The organism is Streptomyces sp. NBC_00090 (assembly GCF_045160815.1).
GTDB lineage: Bacteria > Actinomycetota > Actinomycetes > Streptomycetales > Streptomycetaceae > Streptomyces.
This window is the reverse complement of the sequence record NZ_CP108224.1, coordinates 1,673,305-1,699,127: the sequence shown is the minus strand read 5'-3', so window position 1 is coordinate 1,699,127 and position 25,823 is coordinate 1,673,305. Positions and strand designations below refer to the sequence as shown.

Sequence of the window (25,823 nt, the reverse complement as noted above, 5' to 3'; positions counted from 1 at the left end):
TACCCAGAACGGGCGAATCACTCAGTTCTTCGACGCAGGGTCCACGCCGGGGGTGCTCTCGCTCTCGTACGAGCTGGTGCCGGCGTCCAGGAGCGGTTCCTGCTCCTTGAGGTGGGCCGGGGCGAAGGCCCGCAGCACGTGGTAGCCGGTGATGACGACGATGGTGCCGAGCGCGATGCCGCCCAGCTCGAAGGTGTCGGTGAAGGAGAGCTTCACGCCGCCGATGCCGATGATGATGCCGGCGGCGGCCGGGACCAGGTGGAGCGGGTTGCGCAGGTCGACCTTGGCGTTGATCCAGATCTGGGCGCCGAGCAGGCCGATCATGCCGTACAGGATCACGGTGATGCCGCCGAGCACACCGCCGGGGATGGCGGCGACGATCGCGCCGAACTTCGGGCAGAGGCCGAAGAGGAGTGCGAAGCCGGCCGCGGCCCAGTACGCGGCGGTCGAGTAGACGCGGGTGGCGGCCATGACGCCGATGTTCTCGGAGTACGTGGTGTTCGGCGGGCCGCCCACGGCCGTCGACAGCATCGAGGCGGCGCCGTCGGCGGCGATCGCGGTGCCGAGCTTGTCGTCCAGGTTGTCCCCGGTCATCTCGCCGACGGCCTTGACGTGTCCGGCGTTCTCGGCGATCAGGGCGATGACCACGGGCAGCGCGACCAGGATCGCGGACCATTCGAAGCTCGGTCCGTGGAACGAGGGCAGCCCGATCCAGTCGGCCTGGGAGACGCCGGAGAGGTCGAGCCGCCAGTGGTCGGTGATCTGACCGCTCGGCGACATCGAGTGGATCTTGCCGAAGACCAGGTCGAAGACCCAGGAGATGGTGTAGCCGAAGATCAGGCCGAGGAAGATCGCGATCCGGGACCAGAAGCCGCGCAGACAGACGACGGCCAGACCGGTGAACAGCATCACGAGCAGCGCCGTCCACTGGTCCTGCGGCCAGTACGTCGACGCGGTGACCGGGGCCAGGTTGAAGCCGATCAGCATGACGACGGCGCCGGTCACGATCGGGGGCATCGCCGCGTGGATGATCCGCGCGCCGAACTTCCGTACCGCGAGGCCCGCGAGGAAGAGCACCAGGCCGACGACGAGGACCGCGCCGGTCACGGTGGCGCTGGTGCCGCCCGAGGCCCGGATCGCGGCGGCGACGCCGACGAAGGAGAGCGAGCAGCCCAGGTAGGACGGGACGGTGCCGCGGGTCGCGAGGAGGAAGATCGCGGTCGCGACACCGGACATCATGATCGCGAGGTTCGGGTCCAGGCCCATGAGGACCGGGGCGACGAACGACGCGCCGAACATCGCCACGACGTGCTGGGCCCCGAGTCCGACGGTACGGGGCCAGGAGAGCCGTTCGTCCGGCCGGACGACGGCGCCGGGAGCGGGTGTTCTCCCGTCGCCGTGCAGGGTCCAGCGCACGCCGAGGTTCATGAAAATCGCTCCCGTTCCGAGGTTCCGGCGGCCGTGGCATGACCGCAAAAGATCAGCCACATGGTATGCGCCACGGCCTGCCCGGAAACGCTCGCCGGGTGCCTGACCTGCTCCTACGCGACCGGTTCTATGCGACCGGCTCCTACGCGATCGGCTCCTACGCGATCGGCTCCTACGCGATCGGCTCCTATGCGATCGGGCCGGAGCTCTTCGCCGGGGCGCCGTCCGCCGGGGCCTTCGCCGTCGCCCCGCGCGCACCGGGCCTGAGGACGCCCGCGCCGAGCACGAGACCGAGGGCGAGCAGGGTGACCAGACCGAAGGAGAAGACCAGGGAGGTCGCGTCGGCGATGCCGCCGATCGCCGAGGGGGCGATGAGGCCCGAGGTGTACGTGATGGTGGCGACGCCCGCGATGGCCTGGCTGGGGTTCGGGCCGCTGCGGGCAGCGGCGGCGAAGGCGAGCGGGACGACGACGGCGACCCCGAGCCCGATGAGGCCGAAACCGGCCATCGCGACGGCGGCGTGCGGGGCGAGGACGACCATGAGCCCGCCGAGGGTGGCGACGGCGCCCCCGACGCGTACCGTGCGGACCGCGCCGAACCGGTCCACGACCCGGTCGCCGACCAGCCGTGCCACGGCCATCGTCAGCGCGAAGGCGGTCGTCGAGGCGGCCGCGAGCCCGGCCGAACTGCCCAGCTCGTCGCGGAGGTAGACGGCCGACCAGTCGAGGCTGGCGCCCTCCGCGAACACTCCGCAGAAGCCGATGGCGCCGATGACCAGCGCGGACTTCGGCGGCAGCGAGAAGCGCGGCGGCGCCTCCTCGTCCTGGGTGCTGTGCACGTCCAGGACGCCCTGGCAGAAGAGCAGGCCGAGCGCGGTGAGGACCAGGGCCGCGATCAGGTGGTGGATCCGGGCGTCGCCGCCGAGGTGGGCGGCGACGGTGCCGGCGGCGGAGCCGAGCAGGGCGCCCACGCTCCACATGCCGTGCAGGCTCGACATGATGGATTTGCCGAGCCGGTTCTCGACCTCGACGCCGAGGGCGTTCATCGCCACGTCGGACATGCCCGCGGTCGCGCCGTACACGAAGAGCGCGGCGCACAGGCCCCAGATGTTCGGGGCCAGCGAGGGCAGCGCCAGCGAGAGCGTCCACAGGGCGAGCAGGCCGCGCAGGGCCGTGCGGGCGCCGAAGCGGTGACTGACGGCCCCGGCGAGCGGCATCGCGAGGGAGGCGCCGAGCGCCGGGAAGGCGAGCGCGAGACCGAGCTGACCCGCGCTGACGCCGGCGTGCTCCTGGATCCAGGGGATCCGGGTCGCGAAGCTGCCGGTCACCGCCCCGTGGACGCAGAAGACGGCGGCGACGGCGAAGCGCGCCCGCCGCAACCGCTCGGTACTGAAGACGGTCTCCGCCGCCATGTGCCCTCCCTGAGCCGTGCTGGGTCGTGGTGGTTCGGGGTGTGGCGCGTAAACTATCAGGGACCCTCCCTGATAAATAGTCCGCAGGGGGAGTCCGGGCAGGATCGAGTCTGAGAGGATCGCCGCATGGCCGCATCCCCGAGCACCGCACGGGCCATCAACGACCGGCTCGCCCTGCGACTGCTCCAGGACGAGGGCCCGTTGACGGCGACTCAGCTCAAGACGCTCACCGGACTCTCCCGGCCGACCGTCGCCGACCTCGTCGAGCGGCTCCGGGACTCCGGCCTCGTCCATGTCGTCGGGGAGTCCGGCGCGGAACGCCGCGGCCCCAACGCCAGGCTGTACGGCATCGTGGCCGACCGCGCTCACCTCGCCGCGCTCGACGTGCGCACCCGCTCGGTCTCCGTCACCGTCGCCGACCTCCTCGGCACCACGCTCGCCGAGGCCTCCGCGCCCGTCGGCGACGACGGAGGCACCGGCCCGGCCGTGGAGAAGGCGGTCACGCTCCTGGAGCGCACCGTCAAGGAGGCCGGCGCCGACCGGCTGCACACCGTCGCCGTCGGCGCGCCCGGACTGATCGACCCGGAGACCGGCGAGCTGCGCGACTCCACCGGGCTGCCCGCCTGGCACCGGCGGCTCGTCGGCGTCCTCCAGGAGCGGCTGCCCGCGCATGTCCTCGTGGAGAACGAGACGAACCTCGCCGCCGTCGCCGAACTGCGCGAGGGCGCGGCCCGCGACCGTGAGGACTTCGTCCTGCTCTGGCTCGGACAGGGCGTCGGCGCCGCGGTCGTCCTCGACGGACGGCTGCGCCGCGGGGCCTCGGGCGGTGCCGGCGAGATCGGCTTCCTGCCCGTACCCGGCACCTCCGGACTCCCCTCGGCGACGGACTGCGACGGCGGCTTCCACGAGCTGGCCTGCACGGCCGCCGTCGGCGCCCTCGCCGCCGCCCACGGCCTCGATCCGGACACCGCGCTCGCCTCGGGCCACGGCCCGTTCCTCGACGCCCTCGCCGGCCGTCTCGCCGTCGGCGCGGCCGCAGTCGTCTCCGTCCTGGACCCCGGCTGTGTGGTCCTCGCCGGCGAGACCGGCCACCGGGGCGGCGCCGAGCTCGCCGCCCGCGTGCAGTCCGCGCTCTCGGCGCTCTCCCCGCTCCGCACCGAGGTCCGCCCGACGGCGCTCGGCGACGCGGCGGTCCTGCGCGGCGCGCTCCTCCTCGCCCGCGACGCGGCCCAGGACGCGCTCTTCGGCCCGCCGGCCACCGGACTCTAGGGACGGACCGGCGGGTCAGGGACGGACCGCCCCGGTCACCACCCCGTCCGGGTGCCTCAGGCGCCGGTCACCGTCGCTCCACGGTCACCTGCACGGTGTCCTGCCCGGGGCTGGTGGTGAGCTGAAGCAGCCGGGCATCGGGTGACGACACCACGTCGGCGCCCTGGCTTTCGACCCGGTAGCCACCGGGGTAGTTGCTCTGCGGCAGGAACACCTCGGTGCGGGCTCCCGGGGCGAACGGCTGACCGGAATCGGCGCGGCAGGTGCTGTACCGGAGCGTGAACGTCCCGGTCGTGCTGTCGTACTGCCACTGCTGCGGGGTACCCGCGACGGCACGCGGATAGGGCCGGACGATCGACGGGTCCATCAGATGGGGACCGGTCGGCGGCTCCTGGGGGTGGTCGGGCGTCTGATCCTGCGCCTGGGACCAGAACATCCAGGAAGCCATGTTGGCGTCGAACCGGTCGGCGAGAGCGGACAGCTTCGTCGCGTCCTTGGTCGCGCCGAACTCGGTCACCACCCCGACGACGCCTTCGGCGGCGGAGCGCTCCAGTCCGTTGGTCACACAGGTGTCGACCTGGCCGAGGCAGTAGTCGTGAAAGCTCATCCCCGCCTTCGGATCGCCGGTCGGATTCGGCATCCAGTTCGGCGTACCGAAGTCGTTGGTCAGGGACGGCTCGTAGAACAGCAGGTGGTTCCGGTCGACTCCGCGGATGGCGTTCATGACCTTCGCCTCGAACGGTGCGAGCACACCGGTCTCGAACCGGGGACAGCCCTTCGGGAAGCAGGTCGGGTACTCCCAGCCGGGCCACGGCTCATTGATCAGGTCGTAGCCCAGCACGTACGGCTGGTCCGTGAAGCGTTGTGCGACGTGTGCCCACATGGCCGCATAGTGTTCCTGCAGCCCGACACCGTCGGGCGCGGCGCGGTCGCGCCAGAAGTTCGCCCACGTCTGGTTCTGCGCGGGGCTCGTGAAGTAGACCAGCGGAAAGCCCGGATTCGGCTGCACCGGGAACCCGTCGGCGTACGTCGCCCAGTCGGGGAACCCGCTCCAACTCGCGCCCACCGATTCGTTGAACGCGTCCTGATGGGAATCGACGAGGCTGTAGATGTGGTGCCGGGCCAGCAATTGCTGGGTCTGCCTGATTTTCTCGATGTACTCGTCGTCGTAGACGCCGGGACGCGGCTCGACCGCATTCCACGCGAAACCCAGCCGCACCGCGTTGAAACCGTTCTCCGCCAGGAACCGGGCGTCCTTCTCCCCGAAGCCTCCCGCCGCGGGGAAGTACGGCGGTTTCTTGTAGACCATGTTCACGCCGTGCACGGTGACCACTCGGCCCTGGTCGTCGGTGAGCCAGCGGCCCTCGTGTCCGAGTTCGGGAGGTGCCGGTGACGCCGCGGCCGGCGTGGTCAGTCCCAGCACCAGCATGACCAATCCGAGACAGCGCGCCGTCGAGGACATGATGGTCATCGCGCAGAGCCTTTCGACGAGCGTGCGCCGGCATTTCCACGGCGCCGTCGACGGGAGCGAGAAGCCGAACGCGACAGGCCCGAGAGCGCGGCATTGACGCCGAACGCTACAAAGCCCCGTCCGGATTCGGTCGCGACACCCCGTTGAAGATCGCCGAGGGGCGGCCGCCATCACCCGAACGGTGAGCCGCTATGCGCCCGCTGTCTCCTCCGGTCCGCCGAACCGGCGTGCCAGGAACGCGTCGAAGGTCACCCGGCCCACCGCGCGGTCCGGCGCCAGGTGCCCGCCGCGCCGCAGTCCCCGGTAGGCCCCGCCCGGCAGCGGCAGCTCCACGAGGCGGCGTCGGCGTCCGCTCGCCCGCAGGTAGGCGCGGGCCAGCTCGGCGAAGGTGAGGATCTCCGGGCCTCCCATGTCCTCCACCCGGCCCACCGGAGGCCCCGCGGCCAGCTCGGCCAGGCGGGCGGCCGCCTCCGTCACCTCCAGCGGCTGGTCCCGGACGTCCTTGGGCAGCAGCATGACGGGCGGCTTGGCGAGGCCCTGGAGCAGCTGGAGGATCAGGTCGTGGAACTGGGTGGCGCGCAGCAGTGTCCAGCCGATGCCCGACCCCTGGATCATGCGCTCCACCGCGTACTTGGTCCGGTAGTAGCCGAGCGGCACCCGGTCGACGCCGACGATCGAGATGTACAGCAGGTGCGGCACCCCGGCTCGCCGTGCGGCCTCGATCAGGTTGCGGGCGGCCTCCCTGTCGCCGCGCAGGATGTTGCTGCAGTGGACGACCGCGTCCGCCCCGTCCACGGCCCGGTCCAGTAGGGGCCCGCCCTGACGCAGGTCGACCGCGTACGGCGGTGAGTGCCGGCTGAGGACCCGTACCTCGTGGTTCTCCGCCCGCAGCAGCTCGCAGACGGGCCTGCCGAGGGTGCCCGTGCCACCGGTCACCAGGATCGTGCTCATGCCTCCAGCCTGACCGCCCTCGGCGTCCTCCGCACATGCGGAGGCGCCGCGCCCCGGACAGGGGGGCGCGGCGCTCTGGGAGCCCGGCGGCGGCCAAGGGCCGTGAGAGTCCGCCGCCGGGGGTTTCGGAGGGCTGGGTGCCGGAGGAACAGGGCGTCAGCAGGCGCCGAGGTCCTTCCAGACGCCCCAGTCGCCGGTCGTGCCGGGCGTCTCGTTCTGGGTCCACCACTGGGCCTTGTACTTGCGGCCGTTGTGGGAGACCTCGTTGCCCGCGTTGTAGACCGTGCCGGCCACGTACGCCGGGAGCGTGCAGCCCGTGGTGGGCGGCGTCGTCGGAGGCGTGGTCGGGGGAGTCGTCGGCGGGGTGGTGGGCGGCGTGGTCGGCGGCGTGGTGGAGCCCGGCTCCACGACCGTCGTCCCGCGCGCCAGGTCACCGGCGAGGGCGTACGTCGTGCCGTTGATGTTCACCGTCCAGTTGGAGGGGGTGGACACCGGCAGGTAGTAGTTGAACGACAGGTCGACCGAGGCGCCCGGGGCCAGCGACTGCCAGGCCGGGAGCTTCAGGGAGACGCGGTGGAAGTCGCCCTTCAGGCCGCCCACGTTGCTGCCCGTGTGGTCGCTGCTGATGACCTTCGTGCCGAAGCCGGACTGGTCCGAGGCGTTGCTCGGCGCCGAGGTGCCGTAGTCGAACTGGAACTCCGTGCCGCCCGGCAGCGCCGTCGCCGTGTTGTTGGTGATCTTGATCTTCGGGGTGATCGGGTAGTTCGAGTCGCCCAGCTTGAACTCGGTGAACTGGGTGTCGATCTTCACGGCCTGGGTCGGCAGCGCCGTGTTGGACTTCTTCGCGCCGTACGGGGTGGCCGCCTTGAACTTGTCGTACATCAGCGAGGTGAGCGTGGAGCCCATCTCGTACTGGCCCTTGGTGGCGTTCCAGGCGTAGTCGCCGGCCATCTCCCAGACCATGGTGCCGCCGATGCCGCGGTTGACCACGTAGTCGGCCTTGGCGGCGACGGACTGCTCGTCCTCGGTGGAGAGGAAGACCTTCTTCTCGGCGTTCCACAGCCACGGCGCGACCAGGGTCGAGTCGTACTTGCGGGCGTAGGTGCCGGTCAGCGTGGTGTTCGCCGGGAAGCCGTACTGGGTGACGTAGTCGCCGACGATCCCCTTCTCGAGGTTCTTGGCGTGCCACATCGGGTTGGAGCCGGCGGGCGACTCGACACCGTTGGTGTCCTTGTCGTGCCACAGGTTGTCGATGCCGACGGCACCGTCACCGCACTTGGTCAGACCGGCTCCGGCCGGGCAGGTGGTCGCGGAGGCCTTGCCCCACAGACCGTCGGTGCCGCCCTGGACGTTCTTGTGGCCGCGGGTGTAGTAGGGCAGGCCGATGTTGATGCGGCCGGCCGGCATCGAGCCGCGGAAGTAGTGGTACGCCCAGTCGGTGTTGAGGTAGCCGATGTTGCCGTACTGCGCCGAGCCGTAGACGTTGGCGGCGGCGAGCTCGCCGTCCTTGCCGTCGTCGAAGAGCGAGGCGTTGGGGCCGACGTACTCGTTCCAGGCGCCGTGCAGGTCGTAGGACATGATGTTGACGTAGTCCAGATACTTCTGCATCTGGAAGGTCTCCATGCCCCGCAGCAGGTAGCCGGAGGAGGGGGCGGCGACGGTCAGCAGGTAGTGCTTGCCGTCGGCGGCGCCCGCCGCGTCGAGCTTCTCGCGCAGGGTCTTCATGAGGGCCGCGTAGCCCTGCACGAGTCCGGCGCGGCGCGCGTTGGCGAGCTGCCAGTCGAGCGGGTTTCCGGCGTCCTTCATGGTCGTCGGGTACTCGTAGTCGATGTCGACGCCGTTGAAGCCGTACTTGCGGATGAAGTCGACGGACGAGGCGGCGAAGGTGTCGATCCCGGCCTGGTTGACCGAACCGTCGGCGTTGGTGGCCATCGAGTAGAAGCCGCCGGAGTTGACCCGGTCACCGTTGTCCGCGAAGTAGCCGCCGGTCTCCGCCCAGCCGCCGACCGAGATCAGCGTCTTCACGTTCGGGTGCTGCTTCTTGAACTTGTTGAGCAGGTTGAAGTGGCCCTTGTAGGCGTACGCGGGGTCCATCTCGGCGCCCGCGACACCGGGCCAGGTCATTCCGGTGGCCGCGTTGTTCGGACCGTCCGTGCCGACGGAGAGCTTGTTGTCCCCACCGATGTGGCCGAAGGCGTAGTTGATGTGGGTGATCTTCTCCCACGGGATGTCCTTGGCCAGGTAGGCGGGCTGGCCGTTCTTGCCGTCGCGCCAGCCGGTGAAGTAGCCGATGACCCGGCGCTGGTGGTCCGCGCCCATCTTCTCGCGGCCCTCGGCGTCGTAGACCGAGCAGTACGGGACGTCGACGCCCGGGGTCTTGTACAGCCCGTCGGGGCGACAGGACTCGTTGTCGGCCGCGTACGAGACGCCGCCGGAGAGCGAGCTGAGCAGCAGGCCGGTGACGGCCGCACCGGAAGCGAGCAGCGAGGCTCTCTTGGTCGTGGGTGACAACACGATCGGTTCCTCCTGGGGAGGTGGAAAAACACAACGAACAAGGGGGTGGGTCGTGTTGGGCCCGGGGAGTGCGCACACCGTCGGGCCGTTACCTCGGAGGTGACTCGGAGATTAAGAGGACTAGACCAGTGCGTCAATAGGTCTGGACCAAAGAAGGTGCGCAGGGGGCCGTGTGAGCCAGCCCACAGGGCCCCGCGGGGTCGGCCGGTCACGGGCCGTGGCACACTGGCCCTGTATCAGCAGCAGCGCACTCCGGGGTCGGTGTAATTCCGAACCGGCGGTATAGTCCGCGACCCGTCCGCAGCCAGCGGCCGGTTGACCAGGTGAGATTCCTGGACCGACGGTGAAAGTCCGGATGGGAGGCAGTGCGCGGCGGGCGACCCCTGTCAGGGGTGTGCCGGCCGTACGTCCGCTGGTCGCCGTGTCGGAACCCGATCGGCGTACCCGCGAGTACCGCGGCCTCGGCGCACCCTGCGCGAGGTGTCGTTTCCGCTCTCTGTCGTCATCGACAGGCCCCGGAGTCCGTGCCCGAAGAGGCAGGAGGACCCGGTGGCCCAGCAGGCCGACATCACCGCCATGCGCCGCGCCGTGGAGCTCGCCGCACACGGACTCGGCGCCACCAGCCCCAACCCCGTCGTCGGCTGCGTCATCACCGACGCCTCCGGACACCCGGTCGGCGAGGGCTGGCACCAGCGCGCCGGCGGCCCGCACGCCGAGGTCCACGCCCTGCGCGAGGCCGGCGTCCTGGCCCGCGGCGGCACCGCGTACGTCACCCTCGAACCCTGCAACCACACCGGTCGCACCGGCCCCTGCGCCCAGGCCCTGATCGAGGCCGGGGTCAACCGGGTCGTGTACGCGGTCGGCGACCCGAACCCGCAGGCCACGGGCGGTGCCGACACCCTGCGCGCCGCCGGCGTCGAGGTCGGGCAAGGCCTCCTGGAGGACGAGGCCGAGGCGGTCAACATCGCCTGGCTCACCTCCGTGCGCCGCGGCCGGCCCTTCGTCCGCTGGAAGTACGCCGCCACCCTCGACGGCCGGATCGCCGCCGCCGACGGCACCTCCCGCTGGATCAGCTCCGCCGAGTCCCGCGCCGACGTCCACCGCCTGCGCGCCGAGTCCGACGCCGTCGTCGTGGGCTCCGGCACCGCCCGCGCCGACGACCCCCACCTGGCCGTACGCGGCATCGAGGGCGCCGTGCAGCCGATCCGGGTCGTCGTCGACACCGAGGCGACCGCGGTGAAGCCCGGCGCCCGGGTCCTCGACGGGACCGCCCCCACCCTGATCGCCGTCGCCGAGGACGCCGAGACGGACCTGCCCGACGTCGTACGCCTCCCCAGGGCCGAGCGCGGCCTGTCCGTACCCGCCCTCCTGGACGCCCTGCACGAGCGCGGTGTCCGCTCCGTCCTCCTCGAAGGCGGCCCCACCCTCGCGGGCGCCTTCGTCGCCGCGGGCGCCGTCGACCAGGTCGTCGGCTACCTCGCCCCGGTCCTCCTCGGCGCCGGCCCGCAGGCCCTCGCCGACGCGGGAATCGGCACCATCACCGACGCGTTGCGGCTCGACGTCACCGAGACCGTGCGCATCGGCCCCGACCTCCGTATCACCGCCGCAACCAAGACCACCGCCACCCCCAAGGAGCGCTGACCGTGTTCACCGGAATCGTCGAAGAACTGGGCGAGGTCGTCGCCGTCGAGCAGCTGGAGGACGCCTCCCGCTTCCGGCTGCGCGGCCCCCTGGTCACGGAAGGCGCCCAGCACGGCGACTCCATCGCCGTCAACGGTGTCTGTCTCACGGTCGTCGAGTTCGGCGACGGGGAGTTCACCGCCGACGTCATGGCCGAGACCCTCAAGCGGTCCAGCCTCGGCGCCCTCGAAGCCGGCTCCCGGGTCAACCTGGAGCGGCCCATGGCCGTGGGCGACCGCCTCGGCGGCCACATCGTCCAGGGACACGTCGACGGCACGGGCACCATCCTCGACCGGACCCCGTCCGAGCACTGGGAGCTCGTCAAGGTCGGCCTCCCCGCCCACCTCTCGCGCTACGTCGTCGAGAAGGGCTCGATCACGGTCGACGGCGTCAGCCTCACCGTCGTCGAGGTCGCCGACGACTGGTTCACCATCAGCCTCATCCCCACCACCCTCGCCCTGACCACGCTCGGCATCAAGGCGAGCGGCGACCCGGTCAACCTCGAGGTCGACGTCATCGCCAAGTACGTCGAGCGGCTGCTCGGCCCGAACGCCGGGGAGAACACCAAGTGAACTGGCTCAACTCCGAGGCGTTCACCGTCCTCGACCAGCACATCATGTGGTCCGACATGATCGGCAACACGATCGGTCTGATCGCGCTCGCGCTCGGCTGGCGGCGCTCCATACTCACCTGGCCCGCCCAGCTGCTCTCCGGCGTGATCCTCGTCGGCGCCTACGCCTCCGCCCATCTCTCCGGCGGCGTCGGCAAGCAGCTCCTGGTCATCGGCGTCGCCGCCTGGGGCTGGTGGCAGTGGAACCGCGGCAGGCAGCAGGCCCAGGACGGCTCCATCGCCGTCCGCTTCGCCACCTGGAAGGAGCGCGGCCTCCTCCTCGCGGGCGCGGTCGTCGGCACCCTCGCCGTCGGCGGGCTCTTCACCCTCTACCCGTCGCTCTCCTGGAGCCCGTGGGCCGACGCGTACATCTTCGTCGGGACGCTCGTCGCGATGGTCGCCCAGGCCCGCGGCCTGGTCGAGTTCTGGTTCGCCTGGCTCCTCGTCGACCTCGTCGGCGTCCCGCTCGCCTTCAACAGCGGCCTCGCCTTCTCCGGCCTGGTCTACGTCATCTACTTCGCCCTCGTCATCTGGGGCATGCGCGACTGGTGGCTCCGGACGCGTATGACCTCCGCCGCTCTGGAAGGAGCCCACGCATGAGCGCCGCCCTTCCCCTCTGGGACGCCACCGACCTCGCCCTCGACCCCGTCGAGCAGGCCATCCGCGACATCGCCGCCGGGCGCCCCGTCGTCGTCGTCGACGACGAGGACCGCGAGAACGAGGGCGACCTCGTCATCGCCGCCGAGAAGGCCACCCCCGAGATCGTCGCCTTCATGATGAGCGAGTGCCGCGGCCTGATCTGCGCCCCCATGGAGGACGACGAGCTGGAGCGCCTCCAGCTCCCGCAGATGGTCGAGCACAACACCGAGTCGATGCGGACCGCCTTCACGGTCTCCGTCGACGCGTCCCCCGCGCACGGCGTCACCACCGGCATCTCCGCCGCCGACCGCGCCACCACCCTGCGGATGCTGGCGAGCGGCAACCACGAGCCGTCCGACTTCGTCCGCCCCGGCCACATCTTCCCGCTGCGCGCCAAGGCCGGCGGCGTCCTCGTCCGCAACGGCCACACCGAGGCCGCCGTCGACCTCGCCCGCCTCGCGGGCCTGCGGCCGGCCGGCGCGATCGTCGAGATCGCCGGCGAGGACGGCGTCATGCTGCGCCTGCCCGAACTGGTGCCCTTCGCCCGCAAGCACGGCCTCACGATCATCTCCATCGAGGACCTGATCGCCTACCGGCGCTCCGCCGAGCCGACCGTCCGCCGCGAGGCCGAGGTCCAGCTCCCCACCGCGCACGGCGACTTCACCGCGTACGGCTACCGCTCCACCGTCGACGGCGTCGAGCACGTCGCCCTCGTCCACGGCGAGATCGGCGACGGCGAGGACCTCCTGGTCCGGGTCCACTCCGAGTGCCTGACCGGCGACATCTTCCACTCGCTGCGCTGCGACTGCGGCCCCCAGCTCCAGGCCTCCATGGACCGCATCCAGGAGGCGGGCCGCGGAGTCGTCGTCTACCTGCGCGGCCACGAGGGCCGCGGCATCGGCCTGCTCTCCAAGCTGCGCGCGTACGAGCTCCAGGAGCGCGGCCGCGACACCCTCGACGCCAACCTGGAGCTCGGGCTGCCCGCCGACGCCCGCGACTACGCGGCCGGCGCGCAGATCCTCGCCGACCTCGGCGTCCGCAGCCTGCGCCTGATGACCAACAACCCCGACAAGATCGACGCCCTCACCCGGTACGGCCTCAGGGTCGAGGGCCGCGAGCCCATGCCGGTCCAGGCCGGCGAGCACAACCTCCGCTACCTGCGCACCAAGCGGGACCGGATGGGACACGACCTGCCCTGGCTGGACGGCTCCCCGGCCTCCACCTGCGGCAACCAGTAATCACGTCATCACGTACGTACGACAGACATCCGGCAAGGAGCATCATGAGCGGCAAGGGCGCACCCGTCCTCAGCGTGAAGAACTGCGGCGACCTGCGGGTCGCGGTCATCGCGGCCCAGTGGCACGAGAAGATCATGGACGGTCTCGTCGACGGCGCCCTGCGCGCCCTGAGCGAGCTCGGCATCGACGAGCCCACCCTGCTGCGCGTCCCCGGCAGCTTCGAGCTCCCGGTCGTGGCGAAGGTCCTCGCCGGACGCGGCTACGATGCCATCGTCGCGCTCGGTGTGGTCATCCGTGGCGGAACCCCGCACTTCGAGTACGTGTGCCAGGGCGTGACCCACGGCCTCACCCAGGTCTCGATCGACACCGGCGTACCCGTCGGATTCGGCGTCCTCACCGTCGACAACGAAGAGCAGGCCCTCGACCGGGCCGGCCTCGAAGGCTCCTCCGAGGACAAGGGCCACGAAGCGGTCACCGCCGCCGTCGCCACCGCCACCACGCTGCGCACGGTCAGCGAACCCTGGCGCTGAGTGGCGCATCCGCACCCCGTACCCTTAGGACCATCATGGCGAACGGAACCCGTAAAAGCTTCGAAGAGCTCTTCGCCGAGCTCAAGCTCAAGGCCGAGAACGGCGACCCGGCCACCTCCCGCACCGCGGAACTGGTGGACAAGGGCGTCCATGCCATCGGCAAGAAGGTCGTCGAGGAGGCCGCCGAGGTCTGGATGGCCGCCGAGTACGAGGGCAAGGAAGCGGCCGCCGAGGAGATCTCGCAGCTGCTGTACCACGTCCAGGTGATGATGGTCGCCCGCGGGATCTCGCTCGACGACGTCTACGCCCACCTCTGAGCACGGCTCTCAGACACCCACCACCTCCCCACCACTCCCAGGCAAAGGAAGCACACCCCATGCTGCGCATCGCCGTTCCCAACAAGGGTTCCCTCTCCGGACCTGCGTCGGCAATGCTCCATGAGGCCGGCTACCGCCAGCGCAAGGAGTCCAAGGAACTGGTGGTCATCGACCCGGACAACGAGGTCGAGTTCTTCTACCTGCGGCCGAAGGACATCGCGATCTACGTCGCCTCCGGGAAGCTGGACATCGGCATCACCGGCCGTGACCTGCTCCTGGACTCCGGCGCCAGCGCCGAGGAGATCCTCGCGCTGAACTTCGGCCGCTCCACCTTCCGCTACGCGACCCGCCCGGGCACCGCGAACGGCCCGGAGGACTTCGGTGGCATGACCATCGCGACCTCCTACGAGGGCATCGTCGCCAAGCACCTCGCCGACCAGGGGATCGACGCCTCCGTCGTCCACCTGGACGGCGCGGTCGAGACCGCGATCCAGCTCGGCGTCGCCCAGGTCATCGCGGACGTCGTGGAGACCGGAACCAGCCTGCGCAACGCCGGCCTGGAGGTCATCGGCGAGCCGATCCTGACCTCCGAGGCCGTCGTCGTCCGCCGCCACGGGGCCACGGACGACCACCCGCAGGTGCAGCAGTTCCTGCGCCGCCTCCAGGGCGTCCTGGTCGCCCGCTCGTACGTGATGATGGACTACGACTGCCGCGCCGAGCACCTGGAGCAGGCCGTCGCCCTCACCCCGGGCCTGGAGTCGCCGACCGTCTCCCCGCTGCACAACGAGGGCTGGGTCGCCGTCCGTGCGATGGTCCCCGCCAAGGAGGCGCAGCGCATCATGGACGACCTGTACGAGATCGGCGCACGCGCCATCCTCACCACCGCCATCCACGCCTGCCGCCTCTGACGGTACGGCCTGTACGACCACAAGGCCCCGAGGAACCCCTGATGTCCCAGCCGCCGCTGCCCGCCCTTCCGGTCACCTTCCGTCCCGGGCGTACCCGGGCCGTCCTGCTGAGCGTGGGAACCGTGATGTTCGCCGTCATCACGGTCGTCGCGCTGATGCTGGAGCGGCTGGGGCCGGGGGAGCGCGCCAGCTTCGTCTTCACCGCCGCGGTGCTCTTCGGGGTCCTCATCCTGCTGAGCCGCCCCAAGGTCGTGGCCGACGAAGAGGGCGTCACGGTCGTCAACATCACCCGGACCCGGCGGCTGGCCTGGGCGGAGATCCTCAAGGTCAACCTCCGCCCCGGCGACGCCTGGGTCTTCCTCGACCTGAGCGACGGCACCAGCCTTCCCGCGCTGGGCATCCAGCCCGGCATCGCCAGGGAAGCGGCCATCCGGGACGCCCGTGCCCTGCGGGCCCTGGCCGACAGCCACGGGACGGGCGCCGAGCAGGTCTGAGACCCGGGAGGGTCTGGGACCGGGCTGGTCTGAGACCCTGGCCGGTCTGAGACCCGGGAGGGTCCGGGTCCCCGGCCCCCGGCCCCCGGTCCCCGGTCCCCGGCGCCCGGCGAACGGATCCCGGGCGGGAGAACCCGGATCCGTCCCCCATCCGGGGCCGACCCCCTGCCACGCGAGGCGTTCGCGTGACTACTCTGGAGGCGGTGGTGCCGAGCGGCACCACCGCCTCGCGTGTGCAGGGCCGCTGCGGCGGCCCGCGGGGCCGCCCTTCGACCCGAGGAGTGACTCCCTCCAGCAATGGACGGATCATCCGGTAGTACCCGCGCCGCCCCCTCCCCGGAGGCGGCGGCATGATCGTCTCCCTTCTGCTGCTCGTCGCGGCCTTCCTCCTGATCCTCGCCAACGGCTTCTTCGTGGCCGCCGAGTTCGGTCTCGTGACCGTCGAGCGGGCCGAGGCCGAGCGGGCCGCGGCCGCCGGCGACCGGCGCGCCCGCACCGTCGTCACCGCCCTGCGCGAGCTCTCCTTCCAGCTCTCCGGCACCCAGCTCGGCATCACGCTCACCTCGCTCGTCGTCGGCATGCTCGCGCAGCCCGCGCTCGCCGGGCTGCTGAACGGGCCGCTCACCGCGACCGGACTGCCCGAAGGGGCCGTCTCCGGGGTCGCGGTGGTGATCGGGATGCTGCTCGCCTCCGCCGTCCAGATGGTGGTCGGCGAGCTCGTACCGAAGAACTGGGCGGTCTCCCGGCCGCTCCAGGTGGCCCGCTTCGTGGCCACCCCGCAGCGCCGCTTCTCCGCCCTCTTCCGGCCGGTCATCGCCCTGCTCAACCAGGTCGCCAACCGGCTGGTCCGGCTCATGGGCGTCGAGCCCACCGACGAGCTGGACTCCGTCCGCACCCCCGGCGAGCTCGTCTCGCTCGCCCGGCACTCCGCCCTGGCCGGCGCCCTGGAACAGGACACCGCCGACCTCTTCGTACGGACCCTCTCCCTCGGCGGTCTCACCGCCGAACAGGTCATGACCCCGCGCGTGAAGGTGAGCGCCCTCCAGTGGGACGCCACGGCGGCCGACGTCCTCAACCTCACCCGGGCCACCGGTCTCTCGCGGTTCCCGGTCTACCGCGACCGCATCGACGAGATCGTCGGCATGGTCCATCTCAAGGACGCGCTCGCCGTCGCCCCGCACGCCCGGCTGCGCACCCCCGTCGGCCGGATCGCCGTCCCGCCGCTCCTCGTCCCCGAGACGCTCCCCGCCCAGGCCCTCCTGGAGCGGCTGCGCAGGGAGCAGCCGATCGCGGTGGTCGTCGACGAGTACGGCGGTACGGCCGGCGTCGTCACCCTGGAGGACATCGTGGAGGAGCTCGTCGGCGAGGTCCGCGACGAGCACGACACCGTCGCCGACGGGCGCCCCGAGCTGGCCGCCGCCCCCGCCGAGGACGGCCGGCCCGCCTGGGAGGCCGACGGCTCCTGCCGGGTCCACACCCTGCGCCGGATAGGCCTCGACGTGCCCGACGGGCCGTACGAGACCGTGGCCGGTCTCGTCGCGGACCTCCTCGGGCGCATCCCCGCCCCGGGCGACCGGGCCGAGCTCCCCGGCTGGCGGTTCTCGGTGCGCCAGGTCGACCGGTACCGGGCCGAGCGCGTCCGGATCGTCCGGGCGGATCCCGCCCCGGACACGGTCCCGGACGCGAAGGCGGACGTCGGCTCCGGAACCGGACCGGTCCTGGTGGACGCGTCCGTCACGCCGGTCGGCTCCGTCACACCGATCGCGGAGGCGGTCCGATGAGCACCCTCCAACTCCTCTTCGCCGTCCTCCTGGTCCTGGCCAACGGCTTCTTCGTCGGGGCCGAGTTCGCGCTCGTCTCCGTCCGCCGCAGCCAGATCGAACCGCTCGGCGGCGCCCGGGCCCAGAAGGTCCTGTACGGCCTGGAGAACCTGCCGCAGATGATGGCGGCCGCGCAGTTCGGCATCACCGTCTGCTCGCTGACGCTCGGCGCCGTCGCCGAACCGACCGTAGCCCGGCTCCTCGAACCGGTCTTCCATGCCGTCGGCGTCCCGGAGGGCCTGATCCACCCCCTCGGGTACGTCATCGCGCTCGCCGCGGTCGTCTTCCTCCACCTCGTCATCGGCGAGATGGTGCCGAAGAACCTGGCGATGGCCGCGCCCGAGCGGACCGCGCTCCGGCTCGCCCCGGCCCTCGTCGGCTTCGCCCGGCTCTGCAGGCCGGTGACGGCCGCGCTGGGCGCCTGTGCCCGGATCGTCCTGCGGGCGTTCAAGGTCGAGCCCAAGGACGAGGTGGAGGCGGTCTTCACCCGTACGCAGCTCGGCCGCCTCGTCGAGGACGCGGGCCAGGCAGGGCTGCTCGACCCGGCCGAGCAGGAGCGCCTCGAGGACGCGCTCGAACTGGGCAGCCGCCCGGTGACGGACGTGCTCATCACCTCGGCCTCCCTGGTGACGGTCCCGCCGTCCGTCACCCCCCGGGAGATCGAGGAGCTGACCGTACGGACCGGCTACTCGCGTTTCCCGGTCCGCGCCGAGGCGCGTGGCACCTTCATGGGCTTCGTGCACGTGAAGGACGTCCTCGACCTGGAGGAGCGGGAGCGGGCCGTGCCGCACCAGCTGTGGCGGCCGATGGCGACGGTCCGCGCCGAGCTGCCGCTCGACGACGCCCTCACCGTGATGCGCCGCGCCGCCACCCATTTGGCGCAGGTCGCGGACGGTTCCGGGCGGATCCTCGGCCTGGTGGCCCTGGAGGACGTCCTGGAGATGCTGGTGGGCGAGGTCCGTGACCCGGCCCACCGACTCAAACCCGCCGCCGCCCCCGCCCCGGCTCCCGCCTAGGACGTGTGTCGAAAGTAGCACCGTCTGCCCGAAGGGCAGGCGGGACTTTCGACACACGCCTTAGTAGCCGGGGGGCTCCTGCTGCGGGCCGCGGTCGATCGGACCGCGGCCCGACAGGACCTCGCCGTAGGCCTGCATCAGGTCGGCGAGGCGGAGGGTCGCGAGGTCGTCCCGGGTCGGCGTGCCCGGGTAGCCGGAGAGCCGCAGGTCCCGGTAGGCGCAGGACTTCTCGTACAGGGTGCGCAGGAAGCGGCCGTTGCCCAGCTCGTCGATCCAGCCCTGCTCGACGACGTGCCCGCTGATCGAGCGGAGCTCCTCGCGGGCCTCGTCGTCCCAGCCGTCCCCGTTGGCGGCCGCCAGGACCTCGCCGATCGCCGTGAGTTCGAGCGGCCGGTAGGAGGGGAAGTCGACCCGGGTGGTGAACCGGGAGGACAGGCCGGGGTTGGTGGTGAGCAGCCGGTCCATGCCCTCGGGGTAGCCGGCCAGGATGACCACGAGGTGGTCGCGGTTGTCCTCCGCCCGCTTGAGGAGGACCTGAAGGGCCTCGTCCCCGTAGGCGTCGCCCTTGCTGTAGCCGGTGTTGGAGAGCGCGTACGCCTCGTCCACGAAGAGGACCCCGCCGAGCGCCGAGTCGATGAGCTCGTTGGCCTTGACCGCGGTCTGGCCGAGGAACTCGCCGACGAGGTCGGCCCGCTGCGCCTCCACGAGATGGTCGCCGCCGAGCAGCCCGAGGGCGTAGAAGACCCGCCCCAGGATCCGGGCGACCGTGGTCTTCCCGGTACCGGAGGGGCCCGAGAAGACGAAGTGGCGTTTCGGCGGCTGGACCGGGAGCCCCTGGTCGGCGCGGAGCCGAGCCATCTCCAGCTGCGCGGAGAGCGCCTTGACCTGGCGTTTCACCGGATCGAGCCCGACCATGCCCTCCAGCTCGGCGAGCGCCTCCGCGAGGCGGACGGGGTCGGTGGGCCCGGCGGGGAAGCGCGGCGGTCCCGGCTGCGAGGGCAGCGGTGCCTTCTGGCGTACGGTCTCGGGCGGGGTGACGGGAGCGATCGGCGGTACGGGTTCGGGCGCGAGCCGCAGCCCGTCGCCCAGCGCCCCGGCGTCGGGGTCGGGGCCCTGCACGGTGTCCACCGTCTCCTGGCCGAGGCCGCCGCCGACGGTGCCGAGGGCGACCGTCGCGAGCCCGGACGGGTCGTCCACGCCGTCGTACCCCTCGAAGCCGTCGTACTCGGCGATGGCCGCGAGCCGGGCGGCGGTGTCCATGAACGCCGGGTCGATCCGGTGCACCGCCCGGTAGAGGGGCAGGGCGGCGGCGCTGCGCCCGGTGCCCTCGTGGGCCCGGGCGAGCCAGTAGCGGAGCTCCTTGCGCTGTGGCTGTTCGCTGCGGCAGCGCATCAGGGAGGCCGAGAGCAGCGGCTCGGCCTGGCCGTACATTTCGAGGCGCACCCGGGCCATGCCGCCGAAGAGCCCCGCCTCGATGCCGAGCAGCGGGTCGTCGACGAGGGTCTCGGTGTGCCGGACGAGCTGGTCCCAGTCCTTGACGAGATAGGCGCGGCAGGCGTGCAGGAAGCGCACCTGCGGGTCGGTGTCGACCGGGGGGAGCCCCGCGAGGGCCCGGTCCAGCTCCGGCACGTGCCGCCCGTCGAGCCAGTGGGAGGCGTGCGCGAGCAGCAGGTCGCGGGGGCTCTCCAGGACGGGCTGGACCCACCAGCCCAGCCAGTACCAGGAGTTCAGCGTGCGGCGGTGCCGGGCGCGCTGCTCGCCGAAGCGTTCTCGATTGCGGTACATGCGCAACAGCGCGGTCGTGGTGTCGACCCGGAGCGCGTGCAGCCCGAGCCAGGCGTCCGCCATCCCGGGATCGATCCGTACCGCCGTCCGGAACTCGTCCTCCGCCTGCGGATAGGCGCCCATGGTGTAGGCGTCGACTCCGCGCAGCCAGGCGAGCTCGGCCGGGGCCTGCGCGCCCTGCGTGCCGATGTCCATCGGGTCCCCCACAACCGTCTTCGCATGGACGGGATTTGACCGCACCTGGGGGCATCGTACCTGCGCAGGGGGTGCGCGCTTAAGGAGAAGCGCATGATCCGGAAGCAGTGACCCTGGGTGATCGTCAGGGGGTGCGAAGTGGTCCCGGAGAGGGGGGTCGGGGCAGAACGAAGCCCCCGATCACGGGGGAACAACCGGGGGCTTCGTGTCTGCGGCAGCTCCGAAAAGCCGCACATTGAGAACGTAAGACCTGTACGCCCCTTGGGTCAAGCGGAGTTGAGGCACTTGCGGAAGTGGACTTCCGGCCCCTCAGTTCACGGACATGAAGCCGTCACGATGCGTGATGATCTGGTCCGGGCCCGCTGTCACAGTGGGCCCGGGAAGCCAGTCGTACCCCTCCTGGCGCTCCCGTACCAGCGTGTCGGCGAAGGGTCGGGAGGGGTCCTCGGCGAAATGGCGAGTCTCCGCCAGAGTCCATCCGTCCCAGAAATCGGCCTGTTCCGGTCCGTCCCGATGCCGCCCACGGACCCAGGACTCCTCAGCCCCGCGCTCCATCCACAGCAGCCACGCCAGGAACGGCCGCACCACCCTCCGGCCGGCGCCGACGCCCTCGACGAGGACGACCGGGGCCGGCGGCAGCGCGCGGGCCTCCCCGAAGCTCCGGCGGTGCCAGTCGTACGGGCGGTAGAGCGCGGTCCCGCCCCGGGAGAGCGGCTCCAGGACCTGCTCCCGCAGCCGGTCGGTCCACGCGAAGAGCTCCTCGTGCGTGGCGAGGTCGTCGAGGCGGAGGACGGGGGCGCCGCCGAGCGCGGCGGCGAGGCCGCTCGCGAGGGTGGACTTCCCGGAGCCCGCGTGGCCGTCGACCGCGACCAGCCGGACCGGTCCGCAGGAGGGCGGGAGCCGGAGCAGCGCGTCTGCCGCGCGGTCGAGGTCGGTCATGGCCCCAGGGTAGGGGAGTGGGGGACCGTCGCAGGTCAGGGAGGTACCACCGTCAGTGGTCGAGACCAATATTGGTGCGGCGACGCGTGCCGAAGTGCTGGCGGACGGCCCGCGCGAGCCGGGATAGTGGGCCCGCGCAGCCCTGTCCGCACGCCCGCACGACCGTACGCCGACGGCTCCGCGCGCCCGTACGCCGACGGGCCCGCGCGCCCGAGGCCCACAGGTCCGTACGCCCACCGTTCTCGACTGGGGGTCACCGCCCATGACCAGCTCCACCCCGCGCAGAACCGTCCTCGCCGCGGCCCTCGCGGCCGCCGCGGGAACGGCCGCGACCGCCGCCCCAGCAGCCGCCGCCCCGGCCGGCGCCCCCGACTGCGCCGCCGCCGCGTGCGCTCCCACCGCATCCTCCGAGGCCGCCGGCCGGGGCCACGCACCGGCGCCCGGACTCGTCGACAACCGCTTCTGGTCCTCGTACACCGACTGGAGGTGCGGCAGCCCCGCCGGTACGAAGGCGGTCGCCGGCCATCGCCCCGGCCTGGTCATCGCCACGCCCGCGGGCCGCACCGAGTACGCCGACCCGCACACCGGCCGGACCACGGCCTGGGAGTACGCGAGCTGGACCTCGCCCCTGCACACCTCGACCGTGCCCGCCACCGAGGTCATCGCCTCCTGGAACGCCCACACGCCGCCCGGCACCTGGCTCCAGGTCGAGCTGTCCGGCACCTACTCCGACACCACCGCCACCCCCTGGTACGTGCTGGGCCGCTGGGCCTCCGGCGACGGCGACATCCGGCGCACCTCGGTCGACGACCAGACCGACGGCAAGAGCTCCGTCTGGACCGACACCTTCGCGATCGACGACGCGGCGAGCGGGCTGCGGCTGCGCTCGTACCGGCTCCGCCTCACCCTCTACCGCATCCCGGGGAGCGACCTCACCCCGACGGTCTGGCGGCTCGGCGCGATGGCCTCGGACATCCCGGACCGCTTCACCGTCCCGGCCTCCGCGCCGGGCCCCGCCCACGAGCTGCCCGTGCCGCGCTACTCGCAGAACACCCACGTCGGGCAGTACCCCGAGTACGACAACGGCGGCGAGGCCTGGTGCAGCCCGACCTCCTCCCAGATGATCGTCGAGTACTGGGGGCGCCGCCCCTCGTCCGAGGAGCTGGCCTGGGTGAACCCGTCCTTCGCCGACCCCCAGGTCTGCCACGCGGCCCGCTTCACCTACGACCACCAGTACGAGGGCTGCGGCAACTGGCCCTTCAACGCCGCCTACGCGGCCACGTACCCCGACATGAACGCGGTGGTCACCCGGCTGCGCTCGCTCACGGAGCTCGAATCCCTCGTCCGGGCGGGCGTCCCGGCCATAACGTCCCAGTCCTTCCGCAAGGAGGAGCTGACCGGGGCCGGATACGGGACCTCGGGCCATCTGATGACCGTCATCGGCTTCACGGCGGACGGCGACGTCATCGCCAACGACCCCGCCTCGCCCGACAACGAGGCCGTGCGCCGGATCTACGCCCGACGCGAGTGGGAGAACATCTGGCTCCGCACCAAGCGCTACGACGCGAACGGCAAGGTCAGAGGCGGTACGGGCGGTGTCTGTTACCTCTTCTGGCCGGTCAGGTCAGCACCAAGTCAGCACCGCGCACTGCAGGCGCTCGGCCTGGTGTGAGCATGTGCGGCCCGACGGTCGTCTCGACGACCTGACGGCAGCGCTCCTGGCCGTCCTGCGTGAGGTGGCCGTACCGGTCCACCGTGACCTTGATCGAACGATGTCCGAGCCAGCGAGACACCTCGTGAATGGACACTCCGTTGGTCAGGGCCACGGTGGTCCATTTGTGGCGCAAGTCGTGCGGGTTGTATGCGGGAAGCTCGAGCCGCCTGATGGCGCGGTCCCACGACTTGCGCAGAAGATCGGGATACGGCATTCCGCCGCTCGCATTGCGGATCGGAAGCCGGTCGATGAATGGCTCAAGGGAATCAGGCACGGGTATGTCACGCCATTCGCCCTCTTTCCGATGCTTCAACGGGGCGTATTTCGGCGTGTACTTTCCGGAGGTGTCCTTGTAGCGAATCACCTGCCGCCGGATTCGGAGGGTGCCGTCGCGCATGTCCTCCGGGAAGACTCCCAGGGATTCCCCTATACGAAGTCCGCAACACGTCATGAGCCATATCGCGGGAGACAGGCGAGGTCCGATCTCCTTGGCGATGGTGGTTATCTCTTCGAAGCTGGGAAGTTTCCTGTCGTCGACAGGAATGACAGGGTTCTCCAGCTTCTCGGCCTGCGTCATGGGATTCACGGGAATCCGCCTGTGGCGCACAGCGTGGGAGAACAGCGCCGAGAGGGCGATGTGCCGGGACTCGATGGTGTTGAGAGCCGCCCCATCCCGGCGCCAGCGTGCGTACAGGCCCTCGATGTCCGCTGCGGTGACCTGCGAGATCATCTTGCTCCCCAGGTGGGGGACCACGTGGAGACGGACGATGCGCTCGTACGACTCGAGGGTGCCGGCGGAAGCGGTCTTCTTCGCAAGCCAGTCGTCCGCGTACCGGCGGAGCGACACCTTGCCGGCGTCGGGGTCGACGTAGATGTTCTCGCGCTTGTCGCCTTCCATCTTGGTGGCGAAGTCGACCGCGTCCTTCTTTCGGGCGAACGACTTCTCCCGCTGACGCCCGGTGCGTCCGCCCGGCTCCCTGTAGCGGACAGTCCACCGTTTACCCGACGCGGCAGAACCGTTGTCGATGATTTGAGCCAACCTGTTCACCCATCTCTACTCACACGGCCCTTGGCCGTGTTTTTCGGTGTGGGTGGTGTTGTAGTCGATGTTTCCGGCCACGCCAAATCTCCGGGCGCCGGAAGATTTGGCGACCGACGTTTCCGCAGGCCGTTAGACCGTCCGAGCATGTCTCGTCGAGATCGAGTCGCGCTTCCTGCCTTCGTGCTCACCCGAGCTGGTCAACGCCGACGCCCAACGTGACTTGCCCCGCAATCGCTGGGCCCAGGGCGGTGTCAAGATCCAATGAGCGACTCTGTCGGGGATCTTCGGTTGTCGGGATACTTGCCTTGCCACCACCAGCATTCCCAGTGCAGGCTGCGGGAGTCGAGGTATTTCTGGAAGGCTGTCAGGCGCGCGTGCCAGCTCTTCTCCCGCACTCAACCAGGCACAGAGAAGGGCAGCAGACGAGGGAAGCTGGCTCACTCACCACCCCTTGCGTACGGCGGTGCTCGGATGGCGTACGGCGAACCTGTCGGTGTAGCGTTTGTGATGGATGTGCTAATGCCCTGTGACGTCGCTTCTGCCTGATGCAGGAGCATGAAACGTTGGTCACAGTCACAGCCCGGGGGTGCCGCCATGGCCGTGCTCCGTATCCCAGCGGAAGCGATACCGACGGGCGGTTGGACTCCCACCAAGTCACTGTTTGTCGCCGTCGGATCAATCACTGCGTTTGCCTTCGGCACGGCGCTCGGAGCGCATAGCGACGGCGGAATGCCGCACCGTTCACTACGCGCATGGGCAGCAAGCCTCGTAGTAGGCGCGGCGCTCCTCTGGGTCGCCGCCGTGAAGATGGCTGACCTCCCGTCATTCGCCCGAAGGCTTCGGCAGCATCCGTTCACACAGCACGTCAGCTGTTCCCCCGCCGGTGCGATACGCCTTGCAACTGCTGTCTGCGCGAGGGAGCTGTTCCTTGGCGCCGCTCTACTGAGTCTTTTCCAACCTGACCGCGCTGGCCGCGTGTTGGACGGATCTGCGGAACGACGAAGCTCCTGGTAGACGGGTTCTCGACCAAGATCGCCCGTAGCCACCAGGAGCTTCGTGTGCTCGTCTACCCGTCGTCGATCGACCTGTCCAGTCGCACCCTGCGGTACCTGACCGGACGACTCGCTGCCCGGCGAGGGAAGATCGGGACCCGGTGGCGGCGTCTGACCGCCGGTCGTCAGGCTCTCCTCGCCCTGGCCCATCTGCGGTGCGGTGACACCTACGCCCAGCTCGCCGCCGGGTTCGGTATCGGCATCGCGACCGCATACCGCTACATACGCGAGGCCGTCGACGTGCTGGCCGCGCTCGCGCCCACCCTGGCCGAGGCGATGCGCATCGCGCGGACCAAGGCGTTCGTGATCCTGGACGGCACCCTGCTGCCGATCGACCGGATCGCCGCCGACACCCCGTACTACTCAGGCAAACACAAGCGCCACGGCATGAACATCCAAGTCCTCACCGACCCGTTCGGACGCCTGCTGTGGGCCTCGCCCGCGCTGCCCGGCTCCACCCACGACCTGACCGCCGCCCGCACCCACGGCATCGTCGAAGCACTCACCGACGCCGGCCTCAAGTGCTGGGCCGACAAGGCATACCAGGGCGCCGGCGGCTCCATCCGGGTGCCCTTCCGCGGCCGTCGCCTCAAGCGGTGGCAGCGCCGCCACAACAGCACACACGCCAAGATCCGCTGCCTCGGCGAGCAGGCCATGGCCACCCTGAAGCGCTGGCGTCTCCTACGGAAGCTCCGCTGCAGCACCAACCGCATCACAGCGATCATCCAGGCCGTCCTCGTCCTTCACCACGCGTCAGCGTGAGGTTGGAAAAGGCTCAAGGAACCAGGTAAGGAGCCCAG

General features: G+C 70.9%; 21 protein-coding genes and 1 riboswitch. Of the genes, 13 read left to right on the top strand and 8 right to left on the bottom strand.

The window, feature by feature from the left end; all coding sequences use genetic code 11:
* Nucleotides 1–21: 21 nt before the first annotated feature.
* Nucleotides 22–1,428 carry a uracil-xanthine permease family protein gene (locus OG361_RS07340; protein WP_405852533.1) on the bottom strand — a complete coding sequence of 469 codons (1,407 nt, stop codon included), beginning with the start codon at nt 1,426–1,428 and terminating at the stop codon, nt 22–24.
* Between the two features lie 187 nt (nt 1,429–1,615).
* On the bottom strand, nt 1,616–2,839 hold the full coding sequence (locus tag OG361_RS07335; protein ID WP_405852532.1) for an MFS transporter: 1,224 nt from the start codon (nt 2,837–2,839) through the stop codon (nt 1,616–1,618).
* 126 nt (nt 2,840–2,965) lie between these two features.
* On the opposite strand from OG361_RS07335, the gene OG361_RS07330 reads away from it, so the two are divergent.
* Complete coding sequence (locus OG361_RS07330; RefSeq protein WP_405852531.1) at nt 2,966–4,108, top strand: ROK family transcriptional regulator; 1,143 nt, start codon at nt 2,966–2,968, stop codon at nt 4,106–4,108.
* A gap of 67 nt (nt 4,109–4,175) precedes the next feature.
* Here OG361_RS07330 and OG361_RS07325 read toward each other — a convergent pair whose 3' ends face one another.
* From OG361_RS07325 to OG361_RS07315, 3 genes are all read right to left on the bottom strand, one after another.
* Nucleotides 4,176–5,579: a cellulase family glycosylhydrolase gene (locus OG361_RS07325; protein ID WP_405852529.1), complete on the bottom strand. Its 1,404-nt coding sequence runs from the start codon at nt 5,577–5,579 to the stop codon at nt 4,176–4,178.
* Between the two features lie 189 nt (nt 5,580–5,768).
* Entirely contained in the window at nt 5,769–6,530 is a 762-nt protein-coding gene (locus tag OG361_RS07320; RefSeq protein WP_405852527.1) for an SDR family oxidoreductase, read from the bottom strand.
* A 156-nt stretch (nt 6,531–6,686) separates the two neighbouring features.
* Nucleotides 6,687–9,044 carry a chitinase C-terminal domain-containing protein gene (locus tag OG361_RS07315; RefSeq protein WP_405852526.1) on the bottom strand — a complete coding sequence of 786 codons (2,358 nt, stop codon included), beginning with the start codon at nt 9,042–9,044 and terminating at the stop codon, nt 6,687–6,689.
* A gap of 243 nt (nt 9,045–9,287) precedes the next feature.
* Nucleotides 9,288–9,417, top strand: a riboswitch (FMN riboswitch).
* Nucleotides 9,418–9,593: 176 nt separating this feature from the next.
* Between OG361_RS07315 and ribD the strand changes: the two genes are divergently transcribed.
* The 10 genes from ribD (at nt 9,594) to OG361_RS07265 (ending at nt 18,296) form a co-directional block, all read left to right on the top strand.
* Nucleotides 9,594–10,685: a bifunctional diaminohydroxyphosphoribosylaminopyrimidine deaminase/5-amino-6-(5-phosphoribosylamino)uracil reductase RibD gene (gene ribD / locus OG361_RS07310; protein WP_405852524.1), complete on the top strand. Its 1,092-nt coding sequence runs from the start codon at nt 9,594–9,596 to the stop codon at nt 10,683–10,685.
* Nucleotides 10,686–10,687: 2 nt separating this feature from the next.
* On the top strand, nt 10,688–11,296 hold the full coding sequence (locus tag OG361_RS07305; protein ID WP_384570632.1) for a riboflavin synthase: 609 nt from the start codon (nt 10,688–10,690) through the stop codon (nt 11,294–11,296).
* Nucleotides 11,297–11,340: 44 nt separating this feature from the next.
* Nucleotides 11,341–11,934 carry a nicotinamide riboside transporter PnuC gene (locus OG361_RS07300; protein ID WP_405862129.1) on the top strand — a complete coding sequence of 198 codons (594 nt, stop codon included), beginning with the start codon at nt 11,341–11,343 and terminating at the stop codon, nt 11,932–11,934.
* Nucleotides 11,931–13,211 (top strand): bifunctional 3,4-dihydroxy-2-butanone-4-phosphate synthase/GTP cyclohydrolase II, encoded by a 1,281-nt coding sequence (locus tag OG361_RS07295; RefSeq protein WP_384570635.1) that lies wholly within the window; start codon nt 11,931–11,933, stop codon nt 13,209–13,211. Before OG361_RS07300 ends, OG361_RS07295 begins: the two co-directional genes overlap by 4 nt.
* Nucleotides 13,212–13,255: 44 nt before the next feature.
* Nucleotides 13,256–13,741, top strand: a complete 486-nt coding sequence (gene ribH, locus OG361_RS07290; RefSeq protein WP_024760819.1) for a 6,7-dimethyl-8-ribityllumazine synthase — start codon at nt 13,256–13,258, stop codon at nt 13,739–13,741.
* Between the two features lie 35 nt (nt 13,742–13,776).
* Nucleotides 13,777–14,058 carry a phosphoribosyl-ATP diphosphatase gene (locus OG361_RS07285; protein WP_361968077.1) on the top strand — a complete coding sequence of 94 codons (282 nt, stop codon included), beginning with the start codon at nt 13,777–13,779 and terminating at the stop codon, nt 14,056–14,058.
* Between the two features lie 59 nt (nt 14,059–14,117).
* On the top strand, nt 14,118–14,966 hold the full coding sequence (hisG, locus tag OG361_RS07280; RefSeq protein WP_189804354.1) for an ATP phosphoribosyltransferase: 849 nt from the start codon (nt 14,118–14,120) through the stop codon (nt 14,964–14,966).
* A gap of 41 nt (nt 14,967–15,007) precedes the next feature.
* The gene (locus OG361_RS07275) at nt 15,008–15,460 is read left to right on the top strand and encodes a PH domain-containing protein (protein ID WP_405852521.1); all 453 of its coding nucleotides are present in this window, start codon (nt 15,008–15,010) and stop codon (nt 15,458–15,460) included.
* Between the two features lie 350 nt (nt 15,461–15,810).
* Nucleotides 15,811–17,241: a hemolysin family protein gene (locus tag OG361_RS07270; RefSeq protein ID WP_405852520.1), complete on the top strand. Its 1,431-nt coding sequence runs from the start codon at nt 15,811–15,813 to the stop codon at nt 17,239–17,241.
* Nucleotides 17,238–18,296 carry a hemolysin family protein gene (locus OG361_RS07265; RefSeq protein WP_405852519.1) on the top strand — a complete coding sequence of 353 codons (1,059 nt, stop codon included), beginning with the start codon at nt 17,238–17,240 and terminating at the stop codon, nt 18,294–18,296. Before OG361_RS07270 ends, OG361_RS07265 begins: the two co-directional genes overlap by 4 nt.
* 60 nt (nt 18,297–18,356) lie before the next feature.
* Here OG361_RS07265 and OG361_RS07260 read toward each other — a convergent pair whose 3' ends face one another.
* Complete coding sequence (locus tag OG361_RS07260; RefSeq protein WP_405852517.1) at nt 18,357–20,276, bottom strand: AAA family ATPase; 1,920 nt, start codon at nt 20,274–20,276, stop codon at nt 18,357–18,359.
* 309 nt (nt 20,277–20,585) lie between these two features.
* Nucleotides 20,586–21,215: a uridine kinase gene (locus OG361_RS07255; protein ID WP_405852516.1), complete on the bottom strand. Its 630-nt coding sequence runs from the start codon at nt 21,213–21,215 to the stop codon at nt 20,586–20,588.
* A 262-nt stretch (nt 21,216–21,477) separates the two neighbouring features.
* Between OG361_RS07255 and OG361_RS07250 the strand changes: the two genes are divergently transcribed.
* A complete protein-coding gene (locus OG361_RS07250) occupies nt 21,478–22,887 on the top strand; it encodes a peptidase C39 family protein (RefSeq protein ID WP_405852514.1) in 1,410 nt (469 codons plus the stop codon).
* Here OG361_RS07250 and OG361_RS07245 read toward each other — a convergent pair.
* Nucleotides 22,835–23,977 carry a tyrosine-type recombinase/integrase gene (locus tag OG361_RS07245; protein ID WP_405852513.1) on the bottom strand — a complete coding sequence of 381 codons (1,143 nt, stop codon included), beginning with the start codon at nt 23,975–23,977 and terminating at the stop codon, nt 22,835–22,837. The genes OG361_RS07250 and OG361_RS07245 overlap by 53 nt on opposite strands.
* 1,052 nt (nt 23,978–25,029) lie before the next feature.
* Between OG361_RS07245 and OG361_RS07240 the strand changes: the two genes are divergently transcribed.
* Nucleotides 25,030–25,785, top strand: coding sequence for a transposase family protein (locus OG361_RS07240; RefSeq protein ID WP_405852512.1), 756 nt, complete (start codon nt 25,030–25,032; stop codon nt 25,783–25,785).
* The last annotated feature ends 38 nt before the right edge of the window (nt 25,786–25,823 follow it).